Source organism: Caballeronia sp. NCF2, assembly GCF_023631205.1.
Classification (GTDB): Bacteria; Pseudomonadota; Gammaproteobacteria; order Burkholderiales; family Burkholderiaceae; genus Caballeronia; species Caballeronia zhejiangensis.
The window spans coordinates 265346-279412 of sequence record NZ_JALQDN010000001.1; the positions used below are offsets into that span (position 1 = coordinate 265346).

The 14067-nt window shown below is 63.7% G+C and carries 12 protein-coding genes; 6 read left to right on the top strand and 6 right to left on the bottom strand.

The window, feature by feature from the left end; genetic code table 11:
* Window positions 1–122: 122 nt before the first annotated feature.
* From metH to NCS02_RS01290, 6 genes are all read right to left on the bottom strand, one after another.
* Window positions 123–2864, bottom strand: a complete 2742-nt coding sequence (gene metH / locus NCS02_RS01265) for a methionine synthase (RefSeq protein WP_284504228.1) — start codon at window positions 2862–2864, stop codon at window positions 123–125.
* On the bottom strand, window positions 2861–3922 hold the full coding sequence (locus NCS02_RS01270) for a homocysteine S-methyltransferase family protein (RefSeq protein ID WP_008351850.1): 1062 nt from the start codon (window positions 3920–3922) through the stop codon (window positions 2861–2863). The genes metH and NCS02_RS01270 overlap by 4 nt, the downstream gene beginning before the upstream one ends.
* A gap of 222 nt (window positions 3923–4144) precedes the next feature.
* A complete protein-coding gene (locus NCS02_RS01275) occupies window positions 4145–4402 on the bottom strand; it encodes a BTH_I0359 family protein (protein ID WP_008351849.1) in 258 nt (85 codons plus the stop codon).
* A 137-nt stretch (window positions 4403–4539) separates the two neighbouring features.
* Entirely contained in the window at window positions 4540–5328 is a 789-nt protein-coding gene (locus tag NCS02_RS01280; RefSeq protein ID WP_008351848.1) for an alpha/beta fold hydrolase, read from the bottom strand.
* Window positions 5329–5383: 55 nt separating this feature from the next.
* Window positions 5384–6586 (bottom strand): DUF3108 domain-containing protein, encoded by a 1203-nt coding sequence (locus tag NCS02_RS01285; RefSeq protein ID WP_250522857.1) that lies wholly within the window; start codon window positions 6584–6586, stop codon window positions 5384–5386.
* A 98-nt stretch (window positions 6587–6684) separates the two neighbouring features.
* Window positions 6685–7497 carry an IclR family transcriptional regulator gene (locus NCS02_RS01290; RefSeq protein ID WP_250481438.1) on the bottom strand — a complete coding sequence of 271 codons (813 nt, stop codon included), beginning with the start codon at window positions 7495–7497 and terminating at the stop codon, window positions 6685–6687.
* Window positions 7498–7606: 109 nt separating this feature from the next.
* Between NCS02_RS01290 and NCS02_RS01295 the strand changes: the two genes are divergently transcribed.
* From NCS02_RS01295 to NCS02_RS01320, 6 genes are all read left to right on the top strand, one after another.
* Entirely contained in the window at window positions 7607–8593 is a 987-nt protein-coding gene (locus NCS02_RS01295; protein WP_175979741.1) for a fumarylacetoacetate hydrolase family protein, read from the top strand.
* Between the two features lie 97 nt (window positions 8594–8690).
* On the top strand, window positions 8691–9869 hold the full coding sequence (locus NCS02_RS01300; RefSeq protein WP_034470460.1) for an ABC transporter substrate-binding protein: 1179 nt from the start codon (window positions 8691–8693) through the stop codon (window positions 9867–9869).
* Window positions 9870–9887: 18 nt separating this feature from the next.
* Window positions 9888–10715 (top strand): enoyl-CoA hydratase/isomerase family protein, encoded by an 828-nt coding sequence (locus NCS02_RS01305; protein ID WP_250522858.1) that lies wholly within the window; start codon window positions 9888–9890, stop codon window positions 10713–10715.
* A gap of 36 nt (window positions 10716–10751) precedes the next feature.
* Window positions 10752–11522 (top strand): PhaM family polyhydroxyalkanoate granule multifunctional regulatory protein, encoded by a 771-nt coding sequence (locus tag NCS02_RS01310; RefSeq protein WP_250456630.1) that lies wholly within the window; start codon window positions 10752–10754, stop codon window positions 11520–11522.
* 238 nt (window positions 11523–11760) lie between these two features.
* Entirely contained in the window at window positions 11761–12762 is a 1002-nt protein-coding gene (locus NCS02_RS01315; protein ID WP_239294312.1) for a MerR family transcriptional regulator, read from the top strand.
* 395 nt (window positions 12763–13157) lie between these two features.
* Window positions 13158–14033, top strand: a complete 876-nt coding sequence (locus NCS02_RS01320) for a ferritin family protein (protein ID WP_033536551.1) — start codon at window positions 13158–13160, stop codon at window positions 14031–14033.
* Window positions 14034–14067 lie beyond the last annotated feature (34 nt).

Consider the following 14067-nt stretch of genomic DNA (forward strand, 5'->3'; position numbering starts at 1 on the left):
AATGCGTTGGCCGTCATGTCGACGGCTTATCGCGCTGACAAGTCTACGGAATTCAAAAATTTCCCGCCTGTTCCGTGCATATTCCGGCTATCACTTGCGCGATATGTCGTTTTCACGATGCCTTAGCGCAACGGCGCGAGCGCGCGTTCCGCGTCGGAGGTCGAGATCGCCATGCGTTCGGCGTAGCTCGCGAGCTGATCGTCGCCGATCTTGCCCACCGAAAAGTACGTGCTGTCCGGATGCGCGATATAGAAGCCCGAGACGCTCGCGGCCGGCAGCATCGCGAGCGATTCGGTCACGCTCATGCCGATCTCGTTCGCCTGAAGCACTTCGAACATGTCGCGCTTGACGAGGTGATCCGGGCACGCCGGATAACCCGGCGCCGGACGAATGCCGACATACTTCTCCGCGATCAGCGCATCGTTGTCGAGCGTCTCGTTCGCGGCGTAGCCCCACAATTCGCGGCGCACGCGCGCATGAAGCGCTTCGGCGAAGGCTTCCGCGAAACGGTCGGCGAGCGCCTTCAGCATGATCGCGCTGTAGTCGTCGTGATCGGCTTCGAACTGTTGTTCCTTTTTATCGACGCCGATGCCCGCCGTCACCGCGAACATGCCGATGTAGTCCTTCACGCCCGAATCCTTCGGCGCGACGAAATCGGCGAGCGAGCGGTTCGGGCGCATCACGCCATCGACGACCGGACGCACGCTTTGTTGACGCAGATTGCGCCACGTCATCGCCACTTGCGAGCGCGATTCGTCCGTGTAGATCTCGATGTCGTCGTCGTTCACGGTGTTGGCGGGCAAAAGCGTGATGACGCCGTTCGCCGTCAGCCAGCGGCCCTGAATGAGGCGCGAGAGCATCGACTTGCCGTCGGAGAACACGCGCCGCGCCGACTCGCCGACGATCTCGTCATTGAGAATCGCGGGATAGGGACCGGCGAGATCCCACGTCTGAAAGAACGGACCCCAGTCGATGTAATTCGCCAGTTCCGCGAGGTCGTAGTTCTTGAACACGCGCCGCCCGATGAAGCTCGGCTTCTTCGGCGCGTAGGCGCTCCAGTCGATCTTCGTCTTGTTGGCGCGCGCTTCGTCGTACGTGACCATCGGCTGCGCTTTGCGGTTCGCGTGCTGCGTGCGGATGCGCTCGTAGTCGCTCTTGAGTTCGTCGAGATACTTCGCCGCGCCTTCGTCCGACAACAGGCTCGACGCCACCGATACCGAACGCGACGCATCCGGCACGTACACGACCGGCCCTTCGTAATGCGGCGCGATCTTCACGGCGGTATGCACGCGCGAAGTCGTCGCGCCGCCGATGAGCAGCGGCGTCTGCTTGCCGCGGAAGTATTCGTCGCGCTGCATTTCGGACGCGACATAAGCCATCTCTTCAAGGCTCGGCGTGATCAGTCCCGACAGCCCGATGATGTCCGCGCCTTCTTCCTTCGCCTTCTGCAGGATGGTCGCGCAGGGCACCATCACGCCCATGTTGACCACTTCGAAGTTGTTGCACTGGAGCACGACCGACACGATGTTCTTGCCGATGTCGTGCACATCGCCCTTCACGGTCGCGATGACGATCTTGCCCTTCGGCCGCACGTCCGCGCCGGCATCGGCGAGACGCTTCTTCTCTTCTTCGATGAACGGGATCAGGTGCGCGACCGCCTGCTTCATCACGCGCGCCGACTTCACGACTTGCGGCAGGAACATCTTGCCCGCGCCGAACAGGTCGCCGACGATGTTCATGCCGTCCATCAGCGGGCCTTCGATCACGTTGATCGGACGACCGCCGGCCTTGTCGATCTTCTGCCGCACTTCTTCCGTATCTTCGACGATGAAGTTCGTGATGCCGTGCACGAGCGCATGCGACAGACGCGCCTCGACCGGCTGATTGCGCCATTCGAGGTTTTCTTCCTTCTTCGCGGCGCCGGTCTTGAACTTGTCCGCGATTTCGAGCAGACGGTCGGTGCCGTCCTCACGACGATTCAGCACGACGTCTTCCACGCGCTCGCGCAACTCGGCGTCGAGATCGGCATACACGCCGAGCTGGCCCGCGTTGACGATGCCCATGTCCATGCCAGCCTGAATCGCGTGATACAGAAACACGGTATGAATCGCCTCGCGCACCGGATCGTTGCCGCGAAACGAGAACGACACGTTCGACACGCCGCCGCTCACTTTCGCGTGCGGCAGGTTCTGCTTGATCCAGCGTGTCGCTTCGATGAAATCGACCGCGTAGTTGTTGTGCTCTTCGATGCCCGTCGCGATTGCGAAGATGTTCGGATCGAAGATGATGTCTTCGGGCTCGAAGCCGACTTCGTTCACGAGAATGTCGTAAGAGCGTTTGCAGATTTCCGTCTTGCGCTGAAACGTGTCGGCCTGGCCTTGCTCGTCGAAGGCCATCACCACCGATGCCGCGCCGTAGCGGCGAATCAGCTTCGCGTGATGAACGAACTGCTCCTTGCCTTCCTTCAGCGAGATCGAATTGACGATCGCCTTGCCTTGCACGCATTTCAGGCCCGCTTCGATCACGTCCCACTTCGACGAGTCGATCATGATCGGCACGCGCGCGATATCCGGCTCCGACGCGATCAGATTCAGAAAGCGCACCATCGCGGCTTTCGAATCGAGCATCGCTTCGTCCATGTTGATGTCGATGACCTGCGCGCCGTTCTCGACCTGCTGGCGCGCGACGGCGAGCGCTTCGTCGAACTGGCCGTTCAGGATCATGCGCGCGAACGCCTTCGAGCCGGTCACGTTCGTGCGCTCGCCGACGTTGATGAAAAGCGAGCCCTCGGTGACGTTGAACGGCTCGAGGCCGGAAAGACGCATCGTGTGATCGGTCATGTCTTGTTCTCTTCTCTGATTCAGGCGGCGTCGCGGTATTGCGAGGGGAAAGCGCGCGGCTTCACTTCGGCGAGCGCCTTCGCGATTTCCGCGATGTGCTCCGGCGTCGTGCCGCAGCAGCCGCCCGCGACGTTGACGAGCCCGGCGGACGCGAATTCCTTCAGCAATCCGGACGTTACGTCCGGCGTCTCGTCGAAGCCGGTGTCGCTCATCGGATTCGGCAGGCCCGCGTTCGGGTAGCAGGACACGTAGGTATCGCACAGCTTCGCCAGCTCGGCGATGTACGGACGCATCAGCGCCGCGCCGAGCGCGCAGTTCAGGCCGAACGTGAGCGGCTTCGCGTGACGCAGCGAGTTCCAGAACGCCTCGACCGTTTGCCCGGAGAGAATGCGGCCCGATGCATCGGTGACGGTGCCGGAGATCATGATCGGCACGAGTTCGCCGGTGTCCTCGAACAGTTGATCGAGCGCGAACAGCGCGGCCTTTGCATTGAGCGTGTCGAAGATCGTTTCGACGAGGAACAGATCGCAGCCCGCATCGAGCAGCGCCTTCGCCTGCTCGTAGTACGCGTCGCGCAGTTCGTCGAAGGTCACGTTGCGCGCGCCCGGATCGTTCACGTCGGGCGAAATGCTCGCGGTCTTCGGCGTCGGTCCGATCGCGCCCGCGACGAAACGCGGCTTGTCGGGCGTCGAGTATTTGTCGCAGGCTTCGCGCGCAAGCTTCGCCGACTCGATGTTCATCTCGGCGGCGAGGTCTTCCATGCCGTAATCGGCCTGGGCGACACGCGTCGCGCCGAACGTGTTCGTTTCGAGGATGTCCGCGCCCGCAGCCAGATACTGCTCGTGAATCTCGCGGATCACCTGCGGCTGCGTGATCGACAGCAGTTCGTTATTGCCCTTGATGTCGCGGCCGTAGTCCTTGAAGCGCTCGCCGCGATACGCGGCTTCGTCGAGCTTGTAGCGCTGGATCATCGTGCCCATCGCGCCGTCGAGAATCAGGATGCGCTTTTGCAGCAGCGCGGGCAGCGCGGCGCCGCGCGTATAGGCGCGCGCGGGGGCTTTCGGAATGGCGTTCTGGGTCATGACGGACGAGGCCTGCACCAAATGTGAAATAGCCTGACATTGTAGCCGCAGCGCGCAACGGTCGCTCCCGATGGGCGGGCGCGTGCGCGATTCCGGGCGGGCAAAAAAAGAACCCCGCCTGGCGCGGGCGGGGTCTTTGGGAAGTGGCGAGTGTCGCCTGTGCCGCTGGTCCGGGCGGCGGCGGGCGCGAGCGGCATGGCGCCGCACGCGCGCGTGCATGCATCAGTGAAGCACGACGGGTTGATTCATCAAGATATCGAACTGGCCGAGGAATTCATCGACATCCTCGAGCGACGGCTCTTCGGCGATCAACTGTTGCACGTGCTCGCGAAACTTCGCCGCGAGCGCGCCGTCGATGAAGATCTCCCGCTGCGTGTTCTTGTCGACGATCTCGTAGCCGCCCGCCTTCATGGCGAGGTGGTTGTCTTGCGGCGGAAATTCGACGACGCAATAGTTGGGGCTGTTGTAGATCATTTGCATGGCGACACTCCTTATTCCTTGTTTGCTCCGTGGCAATCCTGAATCGTAGTTGGAGCGATTGGGTTGGAATTCAAGGGGTGGCCTCGACGTGATGCCGGTTGTATCGAGGCTTTCTTTTGCAACAAAAACAGGAAGAATCAACTCGAACCGCGCAAGAAGTTCCCCAATAAAGCGGAGAAGCGCTGCGATTCCTCCACCGGTGCAAGGTGCGCGGCGTTAAGTAATTCGAAGCGTGCGCCCGGCACCGTGTCTGCGACAACCTTTGAAGCAGCATGCGGCGTGCCAACATCCTTTTCACCCGCGACGACGAGCGTGCGCTGCTTCACGGAAGCCAGTTTATCTCGCGCATCGAAACGGCTGATCGCCTCCGCCGCGCGCGCGAAACCCTCGACGGGCGTGCGCGCGATCGTGTCCGCGATCGGCTCGGTCACTTCAGGGTGCGCCTTGCGGAACTCCGGCGTGAGCCAGCGTTCGAGCGTGGCTTCCACGATACTCGCTGTCCCGTGTTCGCGCACGGATGCTGCACGTTGCGCGAATGTCGGACGCGCGTCCTCGGGAATAAAGGCGGGCGCGCCCACGACCGTCAGCGAATCCACTTTGTCGGCATGGTTGATCGCGAATTTCTGCGCGACCATGCCGCCTATCGACAGCCCGACCACATGCGCCGAAGGCGCGCCGAGTTTGTCGAGCAGTTGCGCGAGATCGTCGGCGAGATCGTCGATCGTGAACGAATCCGGCGACACGGTCGTTTCGCCGTGTCCGCGCAGGTCGTAGCGCAACACGGTGAAGTCGTCGCGGAAGTAGCCGGCCATCTGATCCCAGATCGAAAGATCGCCGGCGAGCTGATGGATGAAGACGAGCCAGGGACCGCCGCCTTCGTTGTCGAGAACATAGCGTGTATCGATGCGATTGATCGTCAACTGCATATCGGCTCCGTAAAGAATGCGCTCGTGCCTGACATGACGGAGTGTGACGGCCCCGTTACGGTTTGTCCGCGGCGGGCGTGCTCGGCATGGCGGGCGCGGATTCATCAGACGCAGCTTGCGTGCCCGAGGTGACATCCTGTGCCGCCGCCGGCGGCGCGGCGAGCTTGCCTGCCCAGAGCAGTTCGATTTGCATTCCGTTCGGCTCGGTTTGCAGAATCCGCACGGGCAGCCAGCCGATCGACGGCGCGAGCCAGATATCGAGCTTGCGGCGGTCGCCTTCCTTGCGCGGCAGGCGCGTGAAGTGGCGCGCCGTCGTAAAGCCGCCGCGCGCCTCCACGGTTTCGTCGCCGACGGTTTCTATCGGCCAGATTTCGTTGCTGTCGTTATCCGCGACGCTGAATTGCCGCGTGACGCCCGGCTTGTACTTGTCCGGCGCGCCGCGCACGAGGCTCGCCAACTGCATGACGACGCTGAAGCGGTCCTGCGCGCCGTCCGCGAGCGGCTGGCTTTGCGGCGTTTTCGTGTAGACGATCTGCTTCGTTTCGCGATTGAAGATGGCGATATCGGCGGCACGGCGGCCGCGCTGTTCCGAATACTGTTCCGGCGCGATGCCGAAGCCGTCGATATGGCCTTTGCTCGAATACACATACGGACCGACGAAAGGCAGCGGGATCGAGACGATCATTTCGTAATGCTGGCCGTCGTTGCTCCAGTGGATCGTGCCGGTCTGATTCATCATGCCGTTCACGAGCGTGTCGTAACGTAAATCGCCCGTGGGCGGGACGCTGAACTTGTCGCCCGATGCAGCGTTGGATTGCGGCGCGGTCTGCGAAGCGAGCGACGGCGCTTGAGCCTGCGGCATTTGCGCGGGAGCGGAAGCGGCTGCGGGCGCGTCGGGCTCTGGCGTCGCAGCGCTCAGCACCGGAGCGGGCGAAGGCTTCGGCGCAGGCGCGGCGGGCTTCGGAGGCGCGACGGGTTCCGGAGACGCGGCCGGTTTCGGCGGCGCGGGCGGCGTCGGCGCGGGCGGCGCGATCGGCTTGGGCGTCAGCAATTCCACCTGCACGGGCGGCGTTTCGGGCGGCGCGCTCGCCGGCTGACGGTTGTGCTCGATCCACCGCATCGCGCTCAGATGCAGGCCCGCAACGACGAGCACGGCCAGCACCCAGCGTCCCCAGCGGCGGGGCGCGGCGGATTCGATAGCGGCATCGGGCGGCTCGCCGGACGCGGGGCGAGGACGGCGGAATTGAAACAGTGACATCGTGGAAAGCGTGAAAAGCGCGTGTTACGGACGATCGGGCGAAAGGCATAAGACATGCGCGAGGGAAACGATGTTCCTGGGCCCTTCGACGGACGTTTTCAGCGCTCGCTCGCCTTGTGCCCCAATTCGTACGACAGGCCGCGTGCGCACTCGCGCAAGGCAGAGTCGATTTCGCCGCCCCAGCGCGTGTCGAACGTGCCTTCGTGCCCGAGCGCGATGAGACCGAGCGCGAGTTCGCCCGTCGAATCGAAGACCGGCGTGCAGAACGCGTGGATCGTCGGCAGCAGCATGCCTTCGACGCGCGCCGCGCCGTGCTCGCGCACCTCGGCGAGAAGCGGCTCGACATCGGCCATCGTCTGCTTCATTGCGGCGAGCTCGCGATCGAGCATCGGCTGCGTCTTGCTGCGCGGCAGATACGCGGCGAAAAGCAGACCCGTCGCGGATGAAAGCAGCGGCATCACGTCGCCCAGCTTGAGCGATGCCTTCGCCGGATGGCTCGATTCCATCCAGTGCACGACGGTCGGCCCCTGATTGCCCCACACCGCGATGCCGACCGTCTGATCCAGCCGGTCGCGCAGTTCCGCGAGCGCGATGCGCGCCAGCCGCACGCCATCGACGCGCGCAAGCCGCGCGAGGCCCATTTGCAACGCGAAACCGCCGAGTTCGTAGCGCCCGGAAACCGGATCCTGCGATGCGACGCCGAGCCGCAAAAAACTCACCAGATAACGATGCGCCTTTGCCGGGCTCATGCCCGCGCGTTGGGCGAGATCGCGCAGCATCATCGCGCGCGGCTCGTTGGTGAGGACGTCGAGCAGCCGGAAGCCGACTTCGATCGACTGAATGCCGGAGCGCGTTTTTTCTTCGGCGGCGTCGCTGGTGTCTTCGTCGTCGGTGAGAGAGGTGGGTTGCATGTGCGAAAAGGCCTATGCCGTTCGGCCGAGTGCCGGCGGCGGATTCACCATCGTAAAATACATTTCCTTTAACGTCACCCGCGTCACCACGCTCACCCGGCACTGCTCCATGAAACTTGCAACCTTGAAGGACGGCACGCGCGACGGCCAGCTGATCGTCGTCTCGCGCGACCTGCGCACGGCCGCAATCGCCGATGGAATCGTCTCGACGCTGCAACGCGCGCTCGACGACTGGACCTTTTACGCGCCGCAACTCATGGAAGTCTACGAAGCGCTGAACGCCGGCCGCGCGCGCAACAGCTTTTCGTTCGATCCGAAAGCCTGCATGGCGCCGTTGCCGCGCGCGTTCCAGTGGGCGGACGGCTCCTCGTACGTGAATCACGTCGAGCTCGTGCGAAAGGCGCGCAAAGCGGAAATGCCGCCCGAATTCTGGACCGATCCGCTGATGTATCAAGGCGGCAGCGACGACTTCATCGGCCCGACGGACGACATCGTGTGCGCGACGGAATCGTATGGCATCGACTTCGAAGCGGAAGTCGCCGTCATCACGTCCGACGTACACATGGCCGCGATGCCCGACGAAGCGCTTCGCAGCGTGCGCCTGCTGATGCTCGTCAACGACGTGTCGCTGCGCAATCTCATTCCCGCCGAACTTGCGAAGGGCTTCGGCTTTTTCCAGAGCAAGCCCGCGACCGCGTTCTCGCCGGTTGCCGTGACGCCCGACGAACTCGGCGACGCGTGGCGCGAAGGGCGCGTGCATCGCCCGATGATCGTGCACTGGAACGGCAGGAAAGTCGGCCAGCCGGACTGCGGCACCGACATGGTGTTCCACTTCGGCCAGCTCATCGCGCACGCGGCGAAGACGCGCAATCTGCGCGCGGGCTCGATCGTCGGCTCGGGCACGATCTCGAACAAGGACACGAAGCGCGGCTACTGCTGCATCGCCGAGAAGCGCTGTCTGGAGACGATCGAGCACGGCGCGCCGCAGACAGAGTTCATGAAATTCGGCGACAGCGTGAAGATCGAAATGTTCGACGAAGAAGGCAAGTCGATCTTCGGCGCAATCGATCAGGCGGTCGTGCAACCGGAGCATTGAACGGGTTTCGCCCGATGCGGCGCGCCCAAGCCTCGCCTTACACTTTGCCGGGCTGCTCTTCGGGCAGCACAAGAACGATCAAAAAAAGGAGACTTCGATGGCGGCAGGCAAGTGGAAATTTCTGGCGGGCGCGGCATTCGCGCTCACCGCCGCGACGGTGGCAACGGCGGCATTCGCGCAGACGGCGCAGCACGTGAAGATCGGTCTCGTGCTGTCGCTTACGGGGCCGGCCGCGTCGCTCGGCATTCCCGCGCGCGATACCGTCGCGCTCTTGCCGAAGGAAATGGGTGGCAAGCCCGTCGACTACATCGTGCTCGACGACGCCTCCGACACCACGCAGGCCGTGCAAAGCACGAAGAAGCTCATCAGCGAGGATCAGGTCGATGCGATCATCGGTTCGTCAATCACGCCGAACTCGCTCGCGATGATCGATGTCGTCGCGCAAGGCCAAACGCCGATGATCTCGCTGGCGTCGTCGGCGAAGATCATCGAGCCTGTCGACGACAAGCGCCGCTGGGTCTTCAAGACGCCGCAAACCGACGCGATGATGGCCTCCGCGATCATCGCGCATGCGAGCAATCATGGCGTGAAGACGCTTGCGTACATCGGCCAGGCGGACGCGCTCGGCGAGACCTTCTACGCCGAAGTCGCGAAGTTCGCGCAGCTGCACAAGATCGAAGTGGTCGCGAATGAACGCTTCAATCGCACCGATCCGAGCGTGACCGGGCAGATCCTGAAGATTCTCGCGGCCAAGCCCGATGCGGTGGTCGTCGGCGCGGCCGGCACGCCCGCCGCGCTGCCGCCGAAAACGCTCGCGCAGCGCGGCTTCAAAGGCAAGGTCTATCACAATCACGGCGTCGGCAACCGCGACTTCCTGCGCGTGTGCGGCGCGGATTGCAACGGCACGTTCCTGCCCGCGAGCCCGGTGCTCGTCGCCGCGCAGTTGCCCGACGACCATCCGGCCAAGCGGCTCGCACTCGAATACATCAAACTGTACGAGGCGAAGCAGGGCGCGGGCACGGTCTCGGCGTTCGGCTCCTATGCGTGGGACGCGGGCATGCTGCTCAATCGCGCGGTGCCTATCGCGATGAAAGCGGGCGCGCCCGGCACGCCGGCGTTTCGCGCTGCGCTGCGCGATGCGCTCGAAGGCACGAAGAATTTCTCCGACACCAACGGGCAGGTCAACATGTCGCCCAACGATCACATCGGCCTCGATCAGCGCGCGCGCGTGATGGTCGAGATCCGCGACGGCAAGTGGGTCTATCAGCCGCGCTAACCTTCAATCGACGAGACCATGAGCGATCTATCCATGTATTCGGGCTATAAGTCGCTCGAACTGCGCCGCCATCCGCATGGCGTGCTCGAAGTCGTCATGCCCGGCGCGGGGGCGAACAAGAGCGGCCTGTCCACCGCCGACGCCAACATGCATCGCGAGCTCGCGGATATCTGGCGCGACATCGATCGCGATCCGGACACGCGCGTCGCGCTCATTCGCGGCGAAGGCAAGGGCTTTTCGGCGGGCGGCGATCTCGGGCTCGTCGAAGAGATGGCGAACGATTTCGACGTGCGCGCGCGCGTGTGGCGCGAGGCGCGCGATCTCGTCTATAACGTGATCAACTGCGGCAAGCCGATCGTCTCCGCGATGCACGGTGCGGCGGTCGGCGCGGGGCTGGTCGCGGGCTTGCTCGCCGATATTTCGATCGCGTCGAAGTCGGCGCGCATCATCGATGGGCATACGCGGCTCGGCGTCGCGGCGGGCGATCACGCGGCGATCGTCTGGCCGCTGCTGTGCGGCATGGCGAAGGCCAAGTACTATCTGCTGCTGTGCGAGCCGGTGAGCGGCGAGGAAGCGGAACGCATCGGGCTGGTGTCGCTCGCCGTCGACGAGAACGAACTCATGCCGAAGGCAATCGAAGTGGCGAACCGTCTGGCGCAAGGTTCGCAGACCGCGATTCGCTGGACCAAGTACGCGCTCAACAACTGGCTGCGCTCGGCGGGGCCGACTTTCGATACGTCGCTCGCGCTCGAATTCATGGGCTTCGCGGGGCCGGACGTGCACGAAGGCATGCGATCGCTGCGCGAACGGCGCGCGCCGGATTTCCCGGGCGGCGCGCCGTTCTGAACCGCGCGAACCTCACACGAAAACAAGGAGAGTCGAATGACCGATAACGCCGGCGGCACGCCGCCCTACACGATTCCCGGTTTTCCCGGATTCGGCCAGGCCGACATGATGGGCAAGATGTGGGAACTGATGCGCCTGAATCCGTTCGCCGCCGCGATGCCCGGCGGCGGGCAGGGCATGGGCCCCTCCCTCTCGATGATGTCCGACATGCTCGCTCCGCTCACCAACATCGAAGAACTCGACAAGCGCGTGACCGACATGCGCGCCGTCGAGCACTGGCTGAAGCTCAATCTCAACATGCTGCAATCGGCGATTCAGGCGCTCGAAGTGCAGCGCGCGACGCTCGCGACGCTGCGCGCGTTCGGCGCGTTCGCTCAGACGTCCGTCGAGAGCGCGCACACCGCGGCGGCGGAGAATGCGAAGGCCGCGTCAGCCGGATGGCCGATGGGCGGCGCGGCGAAGACCGATGCCCCGAAGCAGGAAGCGTCGGGCGCCGCGCCCGCGAGCGAGGCATCGGCTGAAGGCGAAGACGCTTCGGGGCAGACTTCAGCGCCGCCGCCCGGCTTCGATCCGACCGGCTGGTGGAACGTGCTGCAATCGCAGTTCAATCAGCTTGCGCATCTCGCGATGATTCAGCCCGGCATGAGCGGCCCGCTCCACCCGATGGGCGCCGCGGGCGCGCAGCCGGCCGCCGCTGGTGAGAGCGCCGCGGAGCAGCCCGCCAACGACGCCGATGAAAGGCCCGACGCGGCGGCCGCGAAGAAGGCGGCCGCGCGCAAGACGGCGCCGCGCAAGAAACCCGGCTGACTACGCGCGTTCCGGCGCGCTCACTTCCCTCACTACGACCGGCGGCGCGCATAGCGCCGCCGCGCTCGCCAATTCCCCTCGACGCGCACATTTCCGTAGCCGAAACGCATCTCAGCACCGACGCACATTTCGATTTTGTCTATGATGAAAGCTTGACGGTGCGGAATCTTTGTCCATCCATCGGCGTTGGGCACGCAATCTGCATCGAATGCGATATTTCGTTCGAACCGATCTGTCCATGACAAATTCATCAGAACAAGATTTCGATTCGGATTCGATCTCCGATGGCCCCGAGCGTCCGGAACCCGTGCCGCCAAGCGCCGCAACGGCGGGCGCGACCGGCATAGGCATCGGCGCCATCGCTCAGGAGATTGGTCTGACGAAGGACACTTTGCGTGTCTGGGAACGCCGGTATGGATTTCCGCAGCCGATGCGCACTTCCGGCGGGGAGCGGCTGTATCCGCAGGAACAGGTGACGAAGCTGCGGCTCGTGAAGCGATTGCTCGACGCGGGACATCGGCCGAGCAAAGTGCTCGGGCAATCGATCGACGCGCTGCAGCAACTGGCCGAAAGCTCGGGCGTCGGCCAGGACGCGCCGGACGCCGAGCTCGACCATCTGATCTCACTGCTGCGCGCGGGCGCTTATGACGATTTCCGCTTCGGCCTGCTGAAGCGCGCAACGCGCGACGGCCTCGAACGCTTCGTGCTGGATGTCGCGGCGCCGCTGTCGGCACGCATCGGCAATGCGTGGGCGGCGGGCACGTTGCAGGTCTATCACGAACATCTGTTCAGCGAGGCGATCCAGTCGACGCTGCGCACGCTGATACGTCCGCTCTCGGATGCCGTGCGCGGGCGCAACGGCCGTCCGCGCGTGCTGCTCACGACGCTTTCCGGCGAAGGTCACGGCCTCGGCATCCTGATGGCCGAGGCGATGTTCACGCTATCCGAGTGCGAATGCGTGCAACTGGGATTGCAGACGCCGCTGCACGATATCGTCGATGCCGTGTCGGTGCACAAGATCGATATCGTCGCGCTGTCGTTCACGGCGGTGCTGCCGGCGCAGTCCATTTCGAACGGGCTGACCGACCTGCGCAACCTGCTGCCGCCGCACGTCCGCATCTGGGTTGGCGGCAGCAGCCCGGCGCTGCGCCGCAAGTTCGACGACGGCGTGCATCACATCGCGGGGTTGACCCCGATCGATGAGACCGTCGCGGATTGGCGTCAATCCACCGTGCTATGATCGACGACGCCCGAAACGTCGGGCATTGGCGCGGAAATCCGCATCAAGCGCGCATCGCATCGTTGTCATGCGCGCACGTCATACTGCGCGGCCGGCGCGGTTCCGGCGGCAGTTCGGCGCCACTTGAACATACCTCAGGCACAGGTTTCGCTCCTCACCCACGGTAGAACAAGACGCACAACAGCAACATTTGCACGGGGAGTGCAGTGTTTACGCGGGACGCGACGCGTTGCCGCAGCGCCGAATGTCGCGCTTCGTTGTCGCATTTCGTCTTCGGCCGACCGAATCCCGCGTAAAATTGAAAGCTTGGCTGCGCGCGTGCAAGGCATGTCTGCACGTTCCGGCCGAAAGTCAATACAGATATAACGTCGCATAAGTGGCATCAGGGGTGGACTATGAACACCATGCTTTATCCGGAACTTTATAAATCGCTGGAATCCGTCCGCTGGGATATGGAGAAGGACATTCCCTGGGACAAATTCGATGCTTCCCTGCTCACCGACGAGCAGGCCAAAACCATCAAGATGAACGCGATCACCGAATGGTCCGCTCTTCCCGCAACCGAAATGTTCCTGCGTGACAACCACCACGACAGCGATTTCTCCGCGTTCATGAGCGTGTGGTTTTTCGAGGAGCAGAAGCATTCGCTGGTGCTGATGGAGTATCTGCGGCGCTTCAAGCCCGACATGGTGCCGAGCGAAGAAGAGCTGCACGCGGTGCGCTTCGAGTTCGATCCGGCGCCGCCGCTCGAAACGCTGATGCTGCATTTCTGCGGCGAAATCCGCCTGAATCACTGGTATCGCCGCGCGGCCGAGTGGCACACGGAACCCGTCATCAAGCACATTTATGAAACCATTTCGCGCGACGAAGCCCGTCACGGCGGCGCGTATCTGCGTTACATGAAGAAGGCGCTCGTCAACGCCGGCGACACCGCGCGTGCGGCGTTCGCGAAGATCGGCGTGCTCATGGCGTCCGCGCGCCGTACGGAAAAGCCGCTGCATCCGACCAACCTGCATGTGAATCAGGCGCTCTTCCCGCGCGACACCGTGCAGTCGCGTTTGCCCGATCCCGAATGGCTCGAGCGCTGGCTGGACGACCAGATCCGCTTCGACGACAGTTGGGAGAAGAAGGTCGTCGAGCGCATTCTGCACAACCTGTCGATTCTGTTCGAGCGTTCGTTCGTGACCGCGCAGGAACTGAATCGCTATCGCAAGGAAGTGACGCAGCGCCTGCAGGCCGCGCCGGGCGGCGGGGCTGAACAGCCGGCCTGAGTTTCGGCTTCGATGAACGGACGGCTCGCCGGTC